The sequence below is a fragment of the Streptomyces virginiae genome, assembly GCF_041432505.1.
Taxonomy (GTDB): domain Bacteria; phylum Actinomycetota; class Actinomycetes; order Streptomycetales; family Streptomycetaceae; genus Streptomyces; species Streptomyces virginiae_A.
In genome coordinates this window covers 8,788,887-8,808,865 of record NZ_CP107871.1, presented here as the reverse complement: position 1 = coordinate 8,808,865, position 19,979 = coordinate 8,788,887, and the positions used below count along the sequence as shown (strand labels likewise).

General features: G+C 68.1%; 15 protein-coding genes and 2 pseudogenes. 13 read left to right on the top strand and 4 right to left on the bottom strand.

What is annotated here, in order from left to right; all coding sequences use genetic code 11:
* Positions 1-13: 13 nt before the first annotated feature.
* Positions 14-1,210 (bottom strand): barstar family protein, encoded by a 1,197-nt coding sequence (locus OG624_RS40635; RefSeq protein ID WP_371640739.1) that lies wholly within the window; start codon positions 1,208-1,210, stop codon positions 14-16.
* A 230-nt stretch (positions 1,211-1,440) separates the two neighbouring features.
* On the opposite strand from OG624_RS40635, the gene OG624_RS40630 reads away from it, so the two are divergent.
* Positions 1,441-1,596 carry a hypothetical protein gene (locus OG624_RS40630; RefSeq protein ID WP_371640738.1) on the top strand — a complete coding sequence of 52 codons (156 nt, stop codon included), beginning with the start codon at positions 1,441-1,443 and terminating at the stop codon, positions 1,594-1,596.
* Between the two features lie 83 nt (positions 1,597-1,679).
* Here OG624_RS40630 and OG624_RS40625 read toward each other — a convergent pair whose 3' ends face one another.
* Together OG624_RS40625 and OG624_RS40620 are read right to left on the bottom strand one after the other, a co-directional pair.
* On the bottom strand, positions 1,680-1,913 hold the full coding sequence (locus OG624_RS40625; protein WP_371640925.1) for a helix-turn-helix domain-containing protein: 234 nt from the start codon (positions 1,911-1,913) through the stop codon (positions 1,680-1,682).
* Positions 1,914-2,535: 622 nt separating this feature from the next.
* On the bottom strand, positions 2,536-2,883 hold the full coding sequence (locus OG624_RS40620) for a hypothetical protein (RefSeq protein ID WP_371640737.1): 348 nt from the start codon (positions 2,881-2,883) through the stop codon (positions 2,536-2,538).
* A gap of 482 nt (positions 2,884-3,365) precedes the next feature.
* Here OG624_RS40620 and OG624_RS40615 point away from each other — a divergent pair, with 482 nt between their 5' ends.
* The 12 genes and pseudogenes from OG624_RS40615 to OG624_RS40560 all read left to right on the top strand — a co-directional run bounded on the left by OG624_RS40615 (position 3,366) and on the right by OG624_RS40560 (position 19,070).
* Entirely contained in the window at positions 3,366-5,285 is a 1,920-nt protein-coding gene (locus tag OG624_RS40615) for a hypothetical protein (RefSeq protein ID WP_371640736.1), read from the top strand.
* A gap of 1,975 nt (positions 5,286-7,260) precedes the next feature.
* Positions 7,261-7,815 (top strand): annotated as a pseudogene (locus tag OG624_RS40610) (STAS domain-containing protein); the annotation flags it as partial.
* A gap of 951 nt (positions 7,816-8,766) precedes the next feature.
* On the top strand, positions 8,767-10,236 hold the full coding sequence (locus tag OG624_RS40605; RefSeq protein ID WP_371640735.1) for an NUDIX domain-containing protein: 1,470 nt from the start codon (positions 8,767-8,769) through the stop codon (positions 10,234-10,236).
* Complete coding sequence (locus OG624_RS40600) at positions 10,227-11,987, top strand: GFA family protein (RefSeq protein WP_371640733.1); 1,761 nt, start codon at positions 10,227-10,229, stop codon at positions 11,985-11,987. The genes OG624_RS40605 and OG624_RS40600 overlap by 10 nt, the downstream gene beginning before the upstream one ends.
* Positions 11,988-12,014: 27 nt before the next feature.
* Entirely contained in the window at positions 12,015-12,821 is an 807-nt protein-coding gene (locus OG624_RS40595; RefSeq protein WP_371640732.1) for a class I SAM-dependent methyltransferase, read from the top strand.
* A gap of 20 nt (positions 12,822-12,841) precedes the next feature.
* Positions 12,842-14,206 (top strand): phosphotransferase, encoded by a 1,365-nt coding sequence (locus tag OG624_RS40590; protein WP_371640731.1) that lies wholly within the window; start codon positions 12,842-12,844, stop codon positions 14,204-14,206.
* Between the two features lie 38 nt (positions 14,207-14,244).
* Positions 14,245-14,721 (top strand): GNAT family N-acetyltransferase, encoded by a 477-nt coding sequence (locus OG624_RS40585; protein WP_371640730.1) that lies wholly within the window; start codon positions 14,245-14,247, stop codon positions 14,719-14,721.
* On the top strand, positions 14,718-15,224 hold the full coding sequence (locus OG624_RS40580; RefSeq protein WP_371640729.1) for an NUDIX domain-containing protein: 507 nt from the start codon (positions 14,718-14,720) through the stop codon (positions 15,222-15,224). Before OG624_RS40585 ends, OG624_RS40580 begins: the two co-directional genes overlap by 4 nt.
* Positions 15,225-15,581, top strand: a pseudogene (locus tag OG624_RS40575) (M15 family metallopeptidase); the annotation flags it as partial.
* 763 nt (positions 15,582-16,344) lie between these two features.
* The gene (locus tag OG624_RS40570) at positions 16,345-16,716 is read left to right on the top strand and encodes a winged helix-turn-helix transcriptional regulator (RefSeq protein ID WP_371640727.1); all 372 of its coding nucleotides are present in this window, start codon (positions 16,345-16,347) and stop codon (positions 16,714-16,716) included.
* A gap of 1,133 nt (positions 16,717-17,849) precedes the next feature.
* On the top strand, positions 17,850-18,284 hold the full coding sequence (locus tag OG624_RS40565) for a transposase family protein (protein ID WP_371640725.1): 435 nt from the start codon (positions 17,850-17,852) through the stop codon (positions 18,282-18,284).
* Between the two features lie 3 nt (positions 18,285-18,287).
* Positions 18,288-19,070 carry an ISAs1 family transposase gene (locus OG624_RS40560; RefSeq protein ID WP_371640924.1) on the top strand — a complete coding sequence of 261 codons (783 nt, stop codon included), beginning with the start codon at positions 18,288-18,290 and terminating at the stop codon, positions 19,068-19,070.
* A gap of 111 nt (positions 19,071-19,181) precedes the next feature.
* Here the strand turns inward: OG624_RS40560 and tmk are convergent, their stop codons facing one another.
* A complete protein-coding gene (tmk, locus tag OG624_RS40555) occupies positions 19,182-19,877 on the bottom strand; it encodes a dTMP kinase (protein WP_442759689.1) in 696 nt (231 codons plus the stop codon).
* Positions 19,878-19,979: the final 102 nt, after the last annotated feature.

The following is a 19,979-nucleotide window of genomic DNA, read 5'->3' as shown; positions in this document are numbered from 1 at the left end:
TCCGTCGCCTCCCTCACCGGAGCACGACGGTGACGCCGCGCTTGCGCAGGAGGTTCACGGTCACCTCGAAGTAGGACAGGCCGCCGAGGTGGTGCAGGACGTGTCCGGCGAGGGCGTGGCGGGCGATGTCCGCGTGGTGCCAGACGAGGGTGAACGGGGGGACGACGGAGGGCCCGCCGCACAGGCAGTCCGCCACCGAGTCCAGACATCTGCCGTAGTTGGCGCCAGGGCCGAGCAGGGCTTCGCCGAGCGCCAGGAGCAAGCCGTTCCTGTCGGTGACGTGCTGTCCGTCCAGGTGGTACGTCCCGCCGGAGAGGCCCTGCAGCCCGTACGGGCCGACGCGGGTGAGGGCCAGCCACTCGGACCGGCCCTCGACGTCGAACTGTGCCCACTGGTTGTGCCGCGTGGGAACACCGTCGGACCAGATCTCCCAGACTGCGCGGGCGGCCAGGGTGGGGCGGTCGTCGCCGGGGTCGCTAATGGTGACGTCGATCAGGGCTCCGCCGAGGACGGACGGGCGTGCCTCGACGGTGTGCAGGTCGAGGCGGTACCTGGTCATCGTCCGGCCGTGGCGATCGAGGGGCCAGAACGTGATCGGGTCGCCCTCCTGCGGAAGGGGACGACACAGCAGGGCCAGAAGCGGTGCGGCGGGTTCGCAGCCGATCAGGTGCACGGGCTGGGTGGGTCGCTGCGGGCGCGGGGTGAACAGGCCGTCGATGGAACGGCAACCGCCCGATGGGCTGTCCCCCCGGATCGAGGGGAACCACAGGTCGAACCGCGGGCTCGAAGGCAGCCGCTTGCTGCCCCAGTAGTCGTCCTCCCTGACGCCGGTGCCCACGACGATGTCCACGCGCCCGGGATCGCCCGGCGTGGGCCACTGGGCCAGGACAGTCGTGTCCTCCAGGTCCCAGAAGCGGGCCGGCCCGTCGTTCGAGGGATCCACAGGCTCGATCGAGAGCATTCCGTCCCCCAACAGCCGCACCGGGTCGGCGCTGTCCGCCACGGCCTGGACCAGCAGGCTCTCGCGCGGGCAGCCGCGCAGCGTCAGGACCTCTCGCGGCAGCAGAGGCGCGTCCATGAACAGGCCCTCGACCTCGGCGCACCGCCCCCACAGCACGCCCTCCTCCTCCTCACCGCTGATGTCGTCTCGCACCAGGAGATACCGGACCGGGAAGTCCCGCTCCCACCCCACATGTTCCTCAGGCCGCACGCTTCTCCATTGCTACCAGGCTGTCTTGGCGCGCCAACCCTACGGCTCGCTGACGCCGAAGCCCTCCGAATATCGTGTGCTTGGAATGACGCTCCCCGCCAGTCGGCGGCTACGGCTGGACCACCGAACGCCGCCGGCGCTACGCCAACGACCTGGGCTCCGACGTCACCCTCGTCGGTGTCACCGCCCGCTCCAACCGCCAGAAGTCCGACCAGGACCCGGCCACTTGGATGCCGATGGCCGCGGTCCACTGCCGCTACCTCGGCGAATGGGTCGCCACCAAGCACCGCTGGGGCCTCGCCGTTGACCCGGCCGAACGCGAGGCACTCCTGCGGTACGCGGCCGACTGCCCGAACCCGAGGATCGTGTACGAACCCGCGCTCTGATCACCATCCTGCAAATGGGGCGGGTGCAGGCTGCAGGGTCGGCACCCGCCCGCCGAACTCGTTCGGGGGGTCCAACGGGTGCGTCAGGAAGCACCCGGCGCTTCGCTCGCGGCACGACTCTCTTCCCGCAGGTATTCATGGACTGCGTTCTCGGGCACTCGGAACGAGCGACCAACCTTGATCGACGGAAGGTGCCCGTCGTGCACCAGTCGGTAGACCGTCATCTTGGAGACGCGCATCACCGCAGCAACCTCAGCGACGGTGAGAAGTGGAACCTCGCCGGTTGGACGTTCTCCTCGTACAGCTCGTGCGGGCAGAAGGGCTTGGGTGGTTTCGATGAATGCGCGCAGACGGCGCTCCTGCTGCGCACGCTTCGGCTCGGATAGTTCGGGGCTGTTGATGTCCTCCTGCAAGGCTTCCCATGCCGATTCGAGTTGCGCCCAAGCCGCTGGCTGCAGCCTGACCTCTCCCAACATCATGAGCTGCTGCTTTGCGACCTGCAGCAGTCGCTCGACGTCGCCGTAGAGCTGTTGTGGTGTTGGCTCCGGCTGCGGAGAGGCGGTCTCAGTTCGTTGATCAGGCGTGTTCGGTTCAGCGCGGCGGCGTCCCTCCCCCGATGGGGTGGTGGGTGCACCTCCATTGCCCCTGTCCCGCCTTGACTCGCCAAGGGTGGCGTCCTGAATGGGGGAGGCTGCTGCTCCTCGCCCGCTGTCGACGGTGCCACCCGGGAAGGCGCTCTTGTCGTACGCACTGTGCATCTCGTCGTGGCCGGGGGAGTCGTCGTGTAGGGGCTCATTGGCCAGTGCATGACGTAGCCAGGACAGGAACGACCGCGGCCGCCGAACGGGGAGTGTGCGGGTGGGAGTGTCATGAGCACGGCGAGCGACGAAGGGCGGAGCTGTGCGGGCGATGTTCCCGAGGACCTGGGCGGTGAAGGAGTCAGAGCGCATTGGTCTGTCCCCCTGGGTTCGCGGCGACCTCTGAAGCGGTCGGCTGTTGGGGTAGAGCGCCGGTCGGCGCCGGCTCGATGGGGGGCGCGGGTGGCACGGCGACTGCGGAGTGCGACAGTCCCTGTTTTGCGAGCTGCTGGATGATCTTGGGGGCGGCGATGCCCGCGGTGACGGCCGCGAGCGCGCCGGTGACTTGCCAGGAATCGGCGAACGCAGCTGTGAGGCTCATGCCCACGCTAAGTCTGATGATCACGGCGACGATGTAGGGGGCGAATGCCGGTTCGCCCTTCTTCGAACAGTGTGCGTTCCAGTCCGCGAGCGGTCCGGTGAGGTCCACATCCGCCTCGTACAGGGGTTGGTTGCCGACGGACGGCAGAGTCTGCCCGCATGCCACCTTCACCTACGAGCGCACCGCCTGACCGGCCGCCGGAGGGTGCGGCCGCGTGGGCGGCCGTGGGCAGGGACAGGGTCAGGGCGAGGGTGGCGGCCGCGGCAGTGGACCGCTTCATGATCATCATGGGTTGGTTCTATCGGCCACCGTACCGTCACCGACAGGCCACCCCGGCCTGGTTCACCCTCCCGCGCACACCGGTTCACCGGCGAAACGCCACTGCACCCACCCTTGCCCGCCCGGGCCAGCCGGCCGCCGCCGCGGATCGAGCGGCCGGTTCCCCCGCGACTCTCGTGTCGGCCGCCGCCCACGCGTGCCGGGGGCGAAGCGTGGAGTAGGGCTTTGGAGGAGATACGGCCGAAGGGCGCCCCCGCGGGGGCGCCCTTCGGCCGTATCTCCTCCAAAGCCCTTTCGGAGCACTACGAGCCGTGCCCATCATGCTCTGGACAGCAGGTCTCGACCGCAGGCCCGCCCCCGACACACAACGCTGGAAGGAATCTATGCGCTCCCGATCACTCTTACGTTTCCGGCCCGCCCGGTCCGTCTGCTGGGCGCTGTGCGTGATGCTGATATCCACTGCGGCAGCGCTCGGCACTGGGCTTGCGGCCCCGGCCCCGAGTGTCGCCGCCACCACCGACGATGTGGTCAGCAGCCACTGGATCGGACTGGGCTACAACCAGAACCCCCAGCCGCCGAGCGGCACGAGCTGGAACACCGCCGACTGGAATCGGATGGTGTCCCGCACCGATTACATGAAACCGGGCGTGGTCCGGGTCATGTTCAACCTGCCCTGGTTCTGGAGCGGCACTGACGCGGGCGGCACCTACGACTTCACCAGTTCCGCCTATCTGAACGCCGAGAAGGTGATCAAGCACTATGTGGACAAGGGCGTACCGGTTGTCAGCGGGCTGTTCGGCATCGACAACCTGACCTACACATCCCCGAACACGGCCGCCATCCAGACGACGCTGGTCAAGCGTCTGCAGGCCGTCGGCGCCGCGCCGGCGTACTGGGTTGGTGTCAACGAGCCCAACGTCGCCAACGATTCGAAGTCCCATACGTACGCCGACTGGCAGACAGCGACCACCGCCCTCGCGTCCACCTTCGCAGCCGCCGGGGTGGACACCACCAGAACGGTCATCTCAGGCGCCGACAGTGCCGAGGCCGGTATCAGCTCCTATGGCGGTGACCTCGGCCGCCAGGCCGCACCCGAGTGCAATTCCGGGTGCAACTCGGCCCTGGTCTGGAAGCTTGCCGCGCTCAACACGTTCACCGCACAGGTTTACGCGGACAGCGCCACCGACACGGCGATCACCTTCCAGACCTCGTTGGACGGCACGGTCTGGAAGAACCTGGCGGTCGCGCCGCCCACGCCGGTCGCCCTGGTCACCGGCAGGAACGGAGGCGGAATGTGGAGCTACACGTACACCGCCTCCGGCATCACCGGCAGCAAGTACCTCCGCCTGTCCGTGGCCTCCTCGACCCTTGAACACTCGATCGGGTCGATGCACATCGCCAACAACAGCACGACCGTCGAGGACTCACTCGACGGTCTGACACTGACACAGGCCGACATGAACACCGGCACCTGGAAGGGCAACAACTCCTGGTGGCTGCGCTCTGCACAGAGCGGCCTGCTGGGAGCGAGCGAGGCCCACTTCTACGGCCAGGAGCTATACGGCGCAGACCCGGCGTACGTCGAGCCCGTGATGGACGAGGCGGTGTCCCAGATCCGGCTGGCGGCGCCGGGCGGTCCGGTGTTGCTGGGTGAGACAGGGATGAAGGCCCTTCAGTACCCGGACGGCACCAAGGACTACCGCTTCGCGCTCGACACGACGCAGCCGTTGCGCATGGCGGATCTGGCAGTGCAGGAAGCCCGCAGCGGCGTGGACGGAGCGGCAGCCTGGTGCCTCGACGGTTATGCCTCGACCACGTTCTGCGGGATGTGGGGGCGGGGTGACGACGACCCTGACAAGGTGTCGGCCCACTCCACGGCGCTACGGCCGTGGTTCTACACCTGGAGTCTGCTGACCCGGTACCTGCCGAACGGGTCCACCATCCATGCGCCGGCCGAACCGACGGGCGTGCGCGTGCTGGCTGCACAACTGCCCAGTGGAGGCTGGACGTTCGTCCTCGTCAACCGCACGTCCGTCGCACAGACGGTGAGGCTGACCGAGCCTACTGGGTGGATCACCCTCAACAAGTACCTCTACACCGACGGTGCCACCCCGAGCACCGACGCCAACGGCTTCCCCACAAAGGTCGGCACGGTGGCGAAGAACTTCACCAACGGACAGACGCTGACGGTGGGTGCCAACTCCGTCCTGGTGCTCACCACCGAGCCGTGAGTGAGCCCCCGACGACCGGGGGCTGAACGTCTGAGGGTGTCGGCTACCTTAGCGGCCGCCACGGTTCACGGTGCCGACACCCGGGCGGATCCGCCGCCCACCCGATGGGCCCACGAATCGGGCGTGATCAACGCCAGGCTCGGCGATCTCGCCTCGGCCGAGGAGCACCTGCAGGCATGGTGTGGGCTGGGTGGGTGCCCGTTGTGGTGCCGGGCCACTGCGGTGGGCGCCGGGCCCTGCCTTGGTCGCTGAGGCCGTCGTCCGGCCAAGCCTGCCGGCCGTCCAGGGTTTGGATCCACATGAACCTGTCTTCGCCTTGGCCGTCGATGCGTTGAGGCACGGTATGACTCCTCTCTACCGACTCACACTCCCACGTTCACTCGTCTTGCGAAAGACGAGGAGGTGATTGTCTCGCCGTTCGAGCTGCGACTACCTTCTGTTTAACTCTGGAAACACCCCGTAGTAGCGCCGGGAGCAAGATTAGGGCCAGAACGATGCACTGAGCCCAAAGCAGCCCGAGGAAACCTGATTCCATTCCGCTTGCAGTCGCTGCGCAGAAAAGTATGAGGACCGACGAAAGGCACACGATCGGAATGCACCACGATATCGCGCGCAGTCCGCTGAGCATTTTATCTTCCAGTGCGTGTGGTTTGGACGATGACTTCGCCAGGACTGTTATCGCGGCTGCCCCCACTGCCAGGAAGATCGTGGTCAGAAGTACGGTCAGATTCAAAGGTTGGGCAAGTGATCCCGGATTTGGTGGAGATTTGGCTGCTACGAGCTCTCCGGATTGACGCTTCGCGATCAGAAGCAGGGAAAGCACCGCCAAGCCGGTTGCAAGGGTCGCGGACACCCATCCAGTGAGCTTTGATCGGAGGCGTAGCTCAAGGTAGTAGTCGTGTCCGAGGGGGAAGTTGTGGGCTGCCATGTGGAATCCATGACCGCCCAAATAGCCAATGTGCGGCTTAGCTGGCGCGGGTCGCAGTCCCGGGGAGGAGGGGTCGATTAGCACGCCGTTGGGTGACCAGAATTCGAAGTGGTAACTGCTTGGGTCTCCTGCTGGTACGGGTGCCTCAAATCGCCAGGGCTCCCAACCGATCAGCTGCAGCCAGCCGCGCCAGGGTTTACGAAGTGCCGCCTCCCATTTGTGACCGACGTCGCAGTCCAGTTTGACGATGGCTTCAGTGCCAGGCGGTCCAGGGAGGAGCACGCACAACAGGTGGCTTTCAGCTAGGACCTTCACGCAGAGCCTAAAGGCCTCGGTCGCCGGGGAATTCGGGTCGCCGAAAAGCTGCGTCTGCTGATGATTGTTGAGGCCCCAAGGTGTTGAGCGCATTTCTTCATAAGTGGAAATGCCGTCACGCGGTAGTGAAGTAGTAATGCGCTGGAAGGCCGACGCTAGTCCATCTGGTAGGCCGGGATTCCAAGGCGTCTTCGGTATGTGGCCACCCAGGAGCTTCTCCGTGAGGAAGGTTAGAAAGTTGAACTCGAGAACGCCGCATTCCTTGCTTCTTAGGCGGGGAACCGGCCGCCCTTCCGAGTCGTACAGGTGGAACCGGTAGGATAGGCCAGCCTTATCCAATACCATGAGTGGTATCAAGCAATGCTGTTCCCCGTTTGGATCAGCAAGTGCCGGCGCATACTCGGGAACCGTTAGGTGAAACCCTATATTCTGCCGGATGGTGTGAGTGTCGATGAACTCAAAGGTATCAACCCGCCTGTGCATCCATGCGGGCCGTGTTAGCCAGAGGAGCCCCACCCGACGTCCGACATCTGGGTTGTCGAAATCGGACCGACTCGACATCGTCATTCCCGCAGGGCTGCTGGTCATGGGGTACCTCTGAATCCCCCGCTGTTGCAAAGCGTGAATCATAAAGCGTCGATAGGTAACGGCGCATGAAACGGCCCACTTCCAGAGTGGCCATGCCAGAACGACAGCGCAACCTGAGTTCTTGACGCACCCGATCGGGCCCAGATGGTGCTGTGCATCGCCTTCGGCCCGGTCGTCTCCGACACCCCCTTGGCCGCCCTCGTCGCCGTCATGGTGATGGTGTCCTTCGCGACCTTCGACTGGCACTCCATCGCCCCCAAGACCCTCAAGCGGATGCCCGCGGGGGAGATCACCGTCATGGTCATCACCGTGATCTGCGTAGTCGCCACCGACAACCTCGCCATCGGCGTCGTCGTCGGCTCCGTCACCGCGATGGTCATCTTCGCCAAGCGCGTCGCCCACCTCGCCAACGTCACCGCCGTCACCGACCCCGACGGAACCACCGTCGTCTACTCCGTGACCGGAGAGCTGTTCTTCGCCTCCCCCAACGACCTCGTCGGCCAGTTCAACTACGCCACCGACCCCGACAAGGTCGTCATCGACCTCAGCGCGGCCCACATCTGGGACGCCTTCTCCGTAGCCGCCCTCGACGCCATCGAGACCAAGTACAGGCAGCGCGGCAAGACGGTGGAGAGCATCGGCCTGAACGACCCCAGCGCGGACCTCCACGGCAAGCTCGGCGAACTCACCAGCCACTGACCCCATCCCCACCACCCAGGAGGACCCCAGCCGTCGGCCGGGGTCCTTCGCCTTTCTCACAATGGTCCGCTCGGCTGCGGCAAGACCATGGTCAAGAATTCCGCGTCGCGTTCCGTTCAAGTCCTGCGGCGCTACGATGCCGGACATATCGCCCCGGTGGACTCCCCTGTGCCACCGGGGCGGTCTCATGTCCGCAACCAAGCCGAGCCGCCGACTTCGGCCGCCATCCGGCAGACCGCAGAGGTCACCCTGGTCTGTGGCCGACCTCGAAGACTGGCCTCGCTCGTGCCGTCGAAGCGCCAGTCGACCTATCCCACTTCGGGGTGAACCGCTCAGTCCGCACTTCTGGGTGCACCCTGTCTCATTCCACTGCGTACACGCGATCCCATCGCGATCCTTGAGGAGCCCAGCCGCCCAGAGTTTCCAGGGAACGCCAACGTCTCATGAGACATACAGATCGCAGAGAAATCCATCCGGCAGATCATCACCGAGTACCGGATGCAGGCCCGGATGCAGGCCGTCAGCACCTGCCTGACCTCCGGCGCCCGGCCACTGGGGGCGCTGATGGCCGGGGGCCTCGGCACCTGGGCCGGAGTACGGCCTGCGCTGGCCGTCGGCGCCTGCCTGCTGGTCCTACCTCTCGTGATCCTGGCGCTCTCACCCCTGCGTGGCCTGCGGCACATGCCCAACCCGCCGCCTGAGCCGGATGACCAGAAGGACTCCGCCGCTCTCGCGGTACCCGAGCCTCGTACCGCCACGCAGTCCGCAGGTTCCGAACTCCCTGCCGCCGCGGCACCGCGGACGGCGGTGGTCAACCACTCTCATAAGGGCGTGCATCCGGATGCCGGCCCACAGCCGGGCGCCGGTGCTGGGAGTTCACCGAGGCCGAGGCCCGGTACCGCCCGTTCAGACACCCCGTACTCGTCCGCGTCAACGAACTGCGAGGCCACCTTGCCGCCCACCCGAGCCCACATCCAGGACGTCGTCTCCGCCTATCTGGATCGGTACCCGATTGAAGCGCCGCTGCTGGCACCTCTGTTGCGGCTGCTGGACGAGGACGCCGAGCCCACGAGCCGCTCGACCATGCCGGGGCACATCACGTGCAGCGCGGTCGTCGTCGACCACGACCGCCGTGTCCTACTCATCCACCACAACACCTTCGGACTGATGCTGGCACCAGGCGGGCACGTCGAGGCTGGGGATCACTCGCTGCTGGAGACGGCCCTGCGCGAGGTCCACGAGGAGGCCGGCATCCCGCCCGGCGCCCTGTGTGCCACCGCCGCATACGGTCCCCTGCCCATCGACATCGACGTCTTCGACATCGACGCCAACCCCGCCAAGGGCGAAGGCGCGCACCAGCACTGGGACTTCCGCTTCATCTTCCAGCTGGTGGACAGGGACGTCGAGGTCACGGTGCAGCCGGAGGAGGTCTCGGCCGCCGAGTGGTGCGCCTTCGACGAGGTCCCGGCCCCGCAGCTGCGGGCGAAGCTCTCCGCGTCTGGGCTCGACGGCCGCATCGAGCCGGTCAACGCCTCGGCGTTGATCCACGACGGGCAGGGCCGTTACCTGCTGCACCTGCGCGATGACCGGCCCGGTATCTGGGAGCCCGGGTCTTGGGCGCTGCTCGGCGGGGGCTGCGAGCCGGGTGACACCTCGCTCGAAGAGACCGTCCGCCGTGAACTGCGTGAGGAGGCCGGGCTCGAGCCGGGCGTCGTGGAGCCGCTCGCCGTCGAGCTCGCCACCGGCACCGACGGCCTGACCGTGCCGGTACAGGTGTTCACCGCCCAGTGGAACGGCGACCCCGCGCGCCTGCCGCTCACCGAGGGCGTGATGCTGGCCTGGTTCCGCCCCGACGCCATGGGGCGCCTGCGGCTGAGCCCCTCCACCCTGGACCTCGTACGCCGGCACGCCCAGCACGCTGCCCGCAGCACGACGGCGCCCCAGGGCGGATCCTGCGGGCCCGACGGGCCGAAGGCGGGCAGCACCAGTGTTCCGCACATCGTCGGCGTCCACCTCTATCTGGAACGCGACGGCCAGGTGCTGCTCGGCCTGCGCCACCCCGACTCCGCGTACGCCGGCGGCACCCACCACTTCCTCGCCGGGCACTGCGAGCAGGAGTCCGCGGTGACCTGCCTGGTTCGCGAGGCCCAGGAAGAGGCCGGCCTGCTCATCGACCCGGCCGACGTCGAGCTCGCGCACGTGGTGCACATGGTCGACCAGCCCGGAGACCAACCCCGTATCGGGTTCGTGTTCCGCGCCCGGCAGTGGGCCGGGACGCCCGAGGTCCGGGAACCGGACCGTTGCGTCTTCTGGGGTTGGTGGCCGGCCGACGGCCTTCCCGAGCCGATCGTCCCCTACACCCGCGCGGCGATCGAAGGCATCCGGGCCGGGCGCCCCTACACGGAGCTCGGGTGGACCTGACCGCCCCGCGCATCCCGCCCGCCGTCCCCGTTCCCCTGCCCAAGGAGTCGTACGTGCCTGATCCCCTCGTACCGCCCGCCGATGCCGGAGTCGCCCTTGAGGAGAGGGCGGCAGCCGCGCGGGCGGAGCTGGTCGCCGGACTGGAGGCCGCAGGCCACCTCCATGCGGGCCCGGTCCGGGGCGCCTTCCTCGCGGTGCGAAGGGAGGTGCTGATGCCGCAGGCGTACGCGCGGCGCGGCAGGTCGGACGAGACCCCGCCGCGCTGGGACCTGCTCGACTGGGCCGTGCCCGCGGACCGGGACGAGCTGCTCGGGCTGCTGTACGGCGGGGAGAGCGTGCCGGTCCAGCACGACGGCGAACCCGTCCTGGGCCGGGCGCCCGCCCCGAGGTCCGGCGGGTCGATGACGGCCATGTCCAGCACGGCCGGCATGACCGTCGCGCTCCTCCAGCGCCTCGGCTTGAGGCCGGGCCAGCGGGTCCTGGACGTCGGGACCGGCGCCGGGGTGACTGCGGCCGTCGCCTGCCGGATCGCGGGGGATGCGGGGGTGGTGACCGTGGACCGGGACGAGCACGTCACCGCCGCCGCTCGCGAACGACTGGCCCTGCTCGGTCACCGGCCCACGGTCGTGACGGGGGACGGACAGCACGGCTGGCCCGCCTCCGCGGACTACGACCGGATCTTCGTGTCGTACGCGGTCACGCGCGTGCCGGATGCCTGGTCGCAGCAGCTGGCCGTCGGCGGGATGGCGCTGGCGACCTTGTCGACGTCCTCGCCGTCCTGGCCGGGCCTGGCCGTCCTCACCAGGACCGGCAGCGGGCGTGTTACGGCCCGTCTGGAAGCGGTGCGGCTCGGACACCGGGCCGGCAACGGCTGGAGCCAGCTGTACCTGAAGCCCGGTCTGCGGGGCCGGATCGAGGCCGCGGACGGGGGCAGCACCCGCACCACGCACACGGGCCCGCCGCCGGATGATGCGCGGGGTCTGTGGCTGGCCTTGGACCACCTTCACCCCGGACTCGTACGGAACTGGGCTGCCGACCACCTAGTCATCGGGGCCCCGGACTGCGGGTCGTGGGTCACTGCCAGGCTGGGCGGCTCCGGGTCGTGGACGGTCATGGTCTGCGGGCCCCGCGACATCTGGGCGGAGATCCAGGACACCGCCACCCGATGGCAGGCTGCCGGATCCCCTTCCTCCTACCGGCTGCACCTCGAACCGGACGGAACCCAGTGGGTCAGCGCCGGCAGCGGGCCGCCCGAGTTGTCCTGGCCGCTGCCCACCGCCCTCCAGCAGGCAACGACCGTCCCATCGCCGTCGCCCGAGCCCACCCTGACGCAGAAGGAGTCCCACCCCGTGGCCTCATCCACCCCGGCTTCCACCACGGCCCGTTCGGGCGGCTGCCTGTGCGGGAAGGTCCAGTTCACGGTCACCGGGGAGCCCGACTACCCCCACACCTGCAGTTGCCGGGACTGTCAGGGCCTGTCGGGGGCACCGATGATGTCGTGGGTCTCCTTCCCGCTCGACGGTCTGGCCTGGTCCGGAGCCGAGCCGTCGTGGCACTACACGTGGCCGGACTCCAAGCGCGGCTTCTGCCCGTCCTGCGGCAGCCAGATCTGCGCCCTCGACGACGGCGCCACCAGCATCGCGGTCACGCTCTCCGCGCTGGGCAACCCGCCCGACCTGGTCCCGGTCAACCAGTCCTTCCGGGAAACCGCCGTGCCCTGGCTGCCCCAGGTCCCCGACACCAGCAGCTGAACGCCCACACCACGAGATCGGAGTCCCGTGTCCCTGTTCGACTCGGTGGCCCGCTACTACGCCCGATACCGCCCCCGGCTGCCCGACCAGGTGGTCCAGCTCCTGGCCCGGCAACTAGCCGGGGGCAAGGCGCCCACGCTGCTGGACCTCGGTGCCGGCACCGGACAGGTCGCCCTGTCCATGCTGCCCGCTCTGCCTCCTGCGGCCCACATGGACCTCGTGGACCAGAACGACGGGATGCTTCGCACCGCGCTCGATGAGCTCGGGCCCAAGTTGGGCGAGCGCACCGCCACCGTGCACGCCGTCCCGGCTGAGAAGTTCGCCCCCGCCCAACCCGGCTACCAGGCGGATCTGGTCACCTGCTGCCGGGCGTTCCACTGGATGGACCGCCCCGCGGTACTGGCCATGGCCGACCGGGTGGCCTCGCCACACGCCGCCGTCGCGATCATGGGCGACGGCAGCCTGTGGACCCACCAGGTCGAATGGACCGTCGCGCTCCAGAGCCTGATCCAGTCCCATCTCGGAGCAGAGCGCCGCGCCGACACCACGGGCACCTACCGTGAGCCCGGCCGCCGCTACGAGGACGATCTCGCCGAATCCGCGTTCAGCGACGTCGCCGAGCACCGCATCCCCTTCCACCGCATGTGGACCCCCCGCAGCGTCCTGGGTTACCTGCGGTCCACGAGCTTCGCCCGGCCCGACCTCTTCGCCGACCACGCCGGATTCGAGGGCCAGGCCCAGGCGCTCCTGCTCCAGCACGCGCGGGACGGAGTCCTGCACGAGGACGGCGTGTTCACCGTGCTGCTCGCCCGCCGCCCCGGGGCAGCCCGGTGAGAGGCAGGGCCCGGCACACGGTGCCGGTCGACGTCCACCTCATCCTGCGCCGCGACGGCGAGCGCGGACCGGAGGTGCTGCTGTCCCGCCGGGCCGGACCGGTGTATGCGTCGGGCCTGTGGCATCTGCCGTCCGGGCACCTCGACCCCGACGAGGACATGGTCAAGGCCGTCATCCGGGAAGCCCTCGAGGAAACAGGGGTACTCATCCAGGCGGAGGACGTGACCGCGGCGGTCACCGTCCACCACCGCCCACCGGTGGGATCCCGGTCCCGTATCGGCGTCTTCTTCGAAGTCCGCCGCTGGTCGGGCCAGCCTAGGATCATGGAGTCGGACCGGTGCGACGGCATGGACTGGTACCCCCTGGACACCCTGCCCGACCCGATGGTGGCGTACTGCCGGGCCGGACTGGACGCCTACCGCGCCCATCTCCCCGCCGCCGTGCACTTCCAACAGCCGGGCGACGCCATCGAGCACCGGCCGGACGGCCCCGACCGCACCCGCCTGCTCAGCGGGCCGCCCGTCAGAGGGGTGGAGGTGCCGTACCGGCTGCGGATGTTCGCGGAACAGGCCGTCGGCCGGATCGCGGAGGCGACGGAGGTGTCCTGGATGCGCACCGGCAGCCGGGTATGGCGGCTGACAGGACCCGGGGGCGGCACCTGGTACCTGAAGCGGCACCGCGGCGCGAAGTTCCATGACCGGGAGGTCGCAGCGTACCGGTCATGGGTGCCGGCCCTCGGGGAGCGTGCTCCCCGTCTCGTCGCCGCCGCCACCGATGCGCAGGCCCTCGTCGTTACCGCGCTGCCCGGGCACCCGCTGCACGGCATGGCTCTCGGCGCCGACGACGAAGCGCGCGTCCAGCAGGCCCTGGGCCGTCTCGTAAGCGCCCTTCACCGCAGCGCACCCGAGCTGCCCGCCGCAGCCGCCACGGCCGCCACGGCCGCGGACAAGATCAAACGTCATCTGGACGGGGCCCGCCCGTACCTGGCCGACGGGGACGAGGATCTGGTCCTCGCCCTCGTCGGCGCTTACGCGGACCTCCCGAAGCCCACGCTCGTGCCCACCCACGGGGACCTGCAGTACCGCAACGTCCTGCTGGACGGCGACGGTGAACCCCTGCTGTTCGACTTCGAGCGCTCCGAGTACAACACCGCGACCCGCGACATGGTGCGGCTGAGCGACACCTGGACCGGTCGGCCCGACCTGCGCGCCGCGTTCCTCAACGGCTACGGCAGATCGCTCACCCCTGCCGAGGAGCTACGCCTGGACTGCGAGGCCGCCTTCGACGCCGTCTCCGGCGTCGCCTACGGCACCAGCCACGACGACCCCGAGGTCACCGAGCGCGGCCACCGCACCCTGCGCCGGCTCCGAACCCAACATCCCTAGTCCGTCTGCATCTTCTACCCGTTCGAGAAAGGACCCCCGTGCCCGAACCCCGCCTCGCCACCCCTGCCGATGCCGCCGAGATCGCCCGCCTGCGGTCGGAGAACATCCTCAGCGAACCCCTCGACGAAGCCTGGCTCACCACGTGTGCCGACCAGCTCGCCTTACGCCTCCAAGACGGCGGGGACGCCCGCGCGTACGTCGTCGACTCCCCCACCGGCGGGCTCGCCACCTGCGCCCTCGGCCTGGTCCACGCCGTCCTGCCCGCCCCGAAGTACCCCAAGGGGCTGGCCGTGCGGATCCACGCGGTCGCCACCGACCCCACCCAACGGCGCCGCGGCTACGCCAAAGCCGCGCTCGCAGCCCTCCTCGACCACCTGGAGCACGACGGGGTGACCCTGTACGAGCTGTACGCCAGCGACGGTTCCGCACCGTTGTACGAGCAGCTCGGCTTCGCGGCGAACCCGGCACTCATGCGGATGACGCGCTTCCCCGCCGTCGAAGGGAACGCGTCGTGAGCAAGCGGAAATGGCTGCCTCCGGAGGAGTTCGCGGCGACGCTGCCGAAGGCCGCGTGCTTCGGTGCCGTTTTCTTCACCGATGAGGACGACCGGCCCGTCCAGCTGCGGGCCACGTACTCCAGTACCCACCCGTGGCAGTGGCCGGGCGGCGTCGCGGAACCGGGCGAGCGCCCCTGGGAAACCGCCGTGCGGGAGTGCCTGGAGGAGACCGGCCTCCGCCTGGAGGGACCGCCGAAGCTCCTGGCCACCGTGTTCGGGCTGCCGGGCAAGGACTGGCCGCTGGCCACCGCGGGATGGGTCTTCGACGGCGGCCGGCTCACCCCCGGGCAGCTTGCGGGAATCGTGCTGGACCCGGACGAGCACGACGAGGTCCGCGTCCTGGCCGTCCCCGAGTGGCAGGGCCTGATGCCGGGACGCGACCACACTCGGCTCGAGGCCGTGATGGCCGCCCGCAAGGCCGGGGTCCCGGCGTACTTCGACACCTGGGACTGGGAGGTCTAGATGAGCATCGTCCTGATGTCCGACCCCCGGGTCGCCGCCATCCCGGTCGCGGAGAACGGTGACCCCCTGGCCGACGTTCGGGCCTGCGAAGAACTCCTCCTCGATGACCGCCGCTCCGATCCCGCGTACGCCTTCGCGCACCTGCGCTCCGGTGTTCTCGACCGGCTCCTGCAGGCGCAGCTGCTTTTGCCCGAAGGGCTGCGCCTGCTCGTCGTCGAAGGGTTCCGGCCGCCCGCCCTGCAGCAGCGGTACTTCGAGGAATACGCGGCCGAGCTGCGCGCGGCCCACGGCGACTGGCCAGCCGAGGAACTGCGGGCACAGGCGAGCCGGTACGTGTCACCGCCCGAGATCGCCCCGCAACAGCGATCTCAACGCCCAACAGGCATCGGACTGCGGGTCCGTCTCCCGGACAGCAGCCTCGCGGCTCATGGGGAAAGCCAAACGGCCTCACGGGCCCAAATGTTGACTGCCCGAGAGGGTCGAGCGCAGGGTGTGTGAACCTCAGCACGTCGAGGCATTCAGGACTTGGTCAGCCCTGCACCCTCCCGCGCGCCAGCCTGATCTACCGCGGCGAGGCGTTCCATCACGCCCCGAGCCCTCAAGGCGCGTCGCTATCGCCGTTGGGCGGCGGTGCCCGAAGCGCTGTTGTTCGGGGTTCCGCTGGGATGCGAGGAGGCCGGTGAGGAAGCGTTCGAGGCAAACCATGTACTCGTCTCGCTCGAGCCAGGAACCTGTGTGCCAGCCCCCGGCTCAGAGTGGGAGGGCATCCAGTTCGGGTGCCGCGTGCCGGTGGGCTTCCGATCCCGGGCCCAGGACCGCACTCACATCTCCGCGATGACCAGGTCTCTGGATCCCGAACTCCGTCGTATCCGTAGCCAATTAGGATAAGTCGGGATGAGGAATTACGTGACGCTCAAGTCACCCGAGATGGGGTGAACGTGAATACTCACCGTCCCGACAAACTCACGCCTATCGCCGAAGCCGTCCGCGTCCTGGGGAGACAACCGTGTGAGTGCTCGCGGTTTGGCAGTCTTGTCCCGCCATAGACTTTCCTGAAGCGGTGTCAATTTCGTCTACGGGTTCGAGTTCCGTATCCACTGTCGAGAGCTATCCTGGCGCGGTGAGTCAGAGTGAAACGACGAATCTCGGAGCTACCCGGATCTGCTCCATCGCTGACGCGCTCGACATCGTCGGCGGGCGCTGGAGTCTGCTCTTCCTTCGGGAGCTGAGTTTCGGGGTCCACCGATTCACGGACATCCAGATCAACACTGGTGCCCCCCGTCGGATGCTCGCGCTACGCCTGCACACCCTGGAAGAGGCCGGGGTCATCGAACGCCGCCGGTACTGCGACCACCCCCCGCGTGACGAATACCTGCTCACGGCGGCCGGGCAGGGGCTTCTCCCGGTTCTGCAGGCACTGCGGGAGTGGGGTGAGCGCCATATTGCACCCGACCGTCAGATATACACCGGCGTTGACGACCACGGCCCTTGAGTGGCGTGGCGTCGCTCAGCCGTCCGTGATCCGGCCGGTGCTACGTCAGGTGGGGTCTGCAGGCGGCTGATCTGTGCCCGGTGGGCGGCCCGGCGCTCCCTGGCCTCGGCAAGCGCCTGGTCCTGGCTTCCGCACTGGTGTCGGCCGGAGCGGGGAAGAAGTTGCCGTAGGCACTGATGTGCTGCTCCCAGCCGTCCCGCCAGAATTCCACTGTCCAGCCCGGTCATATCTCGGGCACTTGGTAGACCTATGGAGTGGGGTGGAGGGTCCATCAGTCCAGTCGGCGGTACTCCGGGTGGACGCGGATGGCGGAGTTGACGTGCAGGCGGCAGACTCCGCGCCATTGCTCGGGGGGTGTCGGCCAGCCGCTCGAGCAGTACCCCGCCCTGGGCCATTATGTCGTCCAACCACCAGCCTTCCTGGCGGAGTTCAGGAAGCATGGTGACGGCGGCTGCCGGCCCGTCCAGCAGGTCGCGGGGGGCAGAGCCAACGTCGTAGTGGCCCGCGAGAACAGGACGCGTGAGCTGTGCCGGACCGGCTGGGTGGTCGGCATCGACCGCAAGATCTGTGCCAGAACCTCGAACTCGTGAACAAAGCCACCAGAGGTAACCGGGCCGTCTGCGGATGTGGGGTACAGCGTTCAGCGGCATCAGTTGTGGGGCGTCTGGTCGGTCTCCGCGGTCAACGGCACAACGAGGGGGTGATCCGTGGCGGTTGGTGATCCGGTGATGTTTGCCGCTTGGGTGGCTCCGGGCGACTGTCCAAGGTCAGAACCAAACCCTCTGAGCGCCCTGACGCGAGGGTCGTCGATCGCGGCGTCGTCCGTGTCGAGCAGGCCGACTGTGCGCAACTCTGGCAGAAGAACCTCGTGCAGCCGGGCGATGCACCGGCCTCGGTCCGGTCCCGAGTGGCAGGCCATCAAGCTCAGGATCGGCAGACGCTCAACGGATCTTGCGCCCATTTCATTGCCAAGTCCCCGATGGATCTCATTCTGGTGCATGACGCGAGCAGGGCGGTTGAAGTTCCGGGATCGCGTAGATCGTCCGCGTGGGGCGGAGTTGACGCAGTAACAGCCCAGGCACGAGACCGGTGATCATCAAGGTGTCTACGCCAGCTGATCACATCGAGGTCCCGTGCCTGCCGCCCCATCCTCCCCGATCCCTGCCGTCCTGGCGAAACTGGGCCCCCTCCACCAGTACGACACAGGCCGCCTGCGTACCCGCCTCCAGCGCGTACCCGACCCGCGTTCGCGTCGCGGGCGGTGGTATCCCCTGGTCGGCTTACTGCTGATCTGCGCCTGCGCAGTCGTCTCCGGCGCCCGGACCATCACCGAGATCACCGAGTGGGGGCAGCGCGCCGCCACCACGGTGCTGGGACAGCTCGGCATCCGCCGCCACTTGCCCGGACGCCGACGCGCCCTGTCCCATGCCACCCTCACACGGCTCCTGGCCGCCCTCGACGGCGATGCCCTGGACGCCGCGATCGGCGCCTACCTGGCCGAACGCGACCACACCGATACCGGCGGCACCGGCTCGGCACCGCGGCCGGCGATCGCGGTCGACGGCTAGGCGCTGTCCGGCTCCGCACACCGGCAGCAGCGCCACCGGCACCTGCTGTCCGCCGTCACCCACGCCCCCACCGTCACCCTGGCCCAGCGGGAGGTGGGGGCCAAGACCAACGAGACGGCCGCCTTCCGCCCGCTGCTGGAACCACTCGATCTGGCCGGCACCGTGGTCATCTTCGACGCCCTGCACAGCGTCAAGGACCAGGTGCGCTGGCTGGTGCAGGAGAAAAAAGCCCACTACATCGCGGTGATCAAAGGAAACCAGCCCACCGCGTCGGCCCAGATCAAGGCCCTGCCATGGGAGCAGGTACCCGTGGCGCACACGGTCTCCGGGACCGGGCACGGGCGGCGGGAGTCCCGCTCGGTCAAGACAATGGCCGCGGCGAACCTGGGCGGGATCGCCTTCCCCGAAGCGCGGCTGGCCTTGCGCATCCACCGGCGCCGCCAGGAGAGCGGCAAGCGGCAGGCCCGGGAGACGGTCTACGCCGTCACCAGCCTCGATACCCACCAAGCCAGCCCTACTGACCTGGGCGGATACGTACGCGGGCACTGGGGAATCGAAAACTCCAGCCACCATGTCAGAGATGTGGTCTTCGCCGAGGACACCTCCACCGTCCACACCGGCAGCGCGCCACGAGCGATGGCCACCTTGCGGAATCTGGCCATCGGCAGGCTGCGGCTGTTGGGAGCGGACAACATCGCCAAGACCACCCGAGCGATCCGGGACACACCCGAACACGCCATCTGGATCTGGGGCATCACCGACAGCCCGCTCCTACCCGGAACTTGAAGCCGCCCTGTGACGCGAGAACATACAAAAAAGGGGCACCCCGGGCTGTGAGGTGATACTTGCTCAACAGTCCGGGGGTGCCGGTTTCAGTCAGCGCAGATACTCGCCCGATTAGTTCCCATTGCGGATTCGCAGAGAGTCCTTCATATGATCCAGGATCGACGAGGTGATTTCCTCGGCTGAGGCCATGCCATCGACCGGAGTCAGCTCGGAGCCGAGTTCTTCGTAGGTTCGAGTGATCGACTCGACTCGATCTGCAGACTTCTCCTCGTACTTCAGCTTGCCTCCGTCGCGGATCCGCAGTCGACGGAGCAGTTCATCGGTGGGGACGCGAAGGTAGAACGCGTGGTCCGGGCGGGGAATGCCGCTATTTATGGTCGCCAGGAAATCGAAGTCGACCCCGCGGTGAATGAATACACCGAAGGTTGCGTAAACGTAGCGGTCGCAGAGGACGATCGCACCCCGCTCCAGGGCGGGATTGACCACCTCCATGACATGCCGGTGACGGTCGGCTGCCGCCAGCAGCGAGAGGATGCGTGCTGACTCTGCAGAGCCACCGTTGTCGTGAAAGACCTGCACCTCGGCGAGTTCTCGATACCAGTCGGCCGGCTGCCGGGTTTCTACGACCTCATGCCCCTGGGCGCGCAGCTCCTCACCAACGCGTTCGATTTGCGTAGTTTTGCCCGAGCCGTCGAAGCCGACAATCGAGACCAGTAGACCGCGGTCAGTCCGATTCGGCTTGAAGAGTCCCTTGCATACCTTGATGTCAACTCTACTGGCCTTCTCCGACGTGCTCTTTGATTCCATAGGCCCAGCCTATAGTGTCCCTTTGGGTGGATGCAATTCACGCCATCCGAGAGGCTCCCATATCGGTCAAGGGGTAGATGAGGGATGCGCCGCATCGTCTCT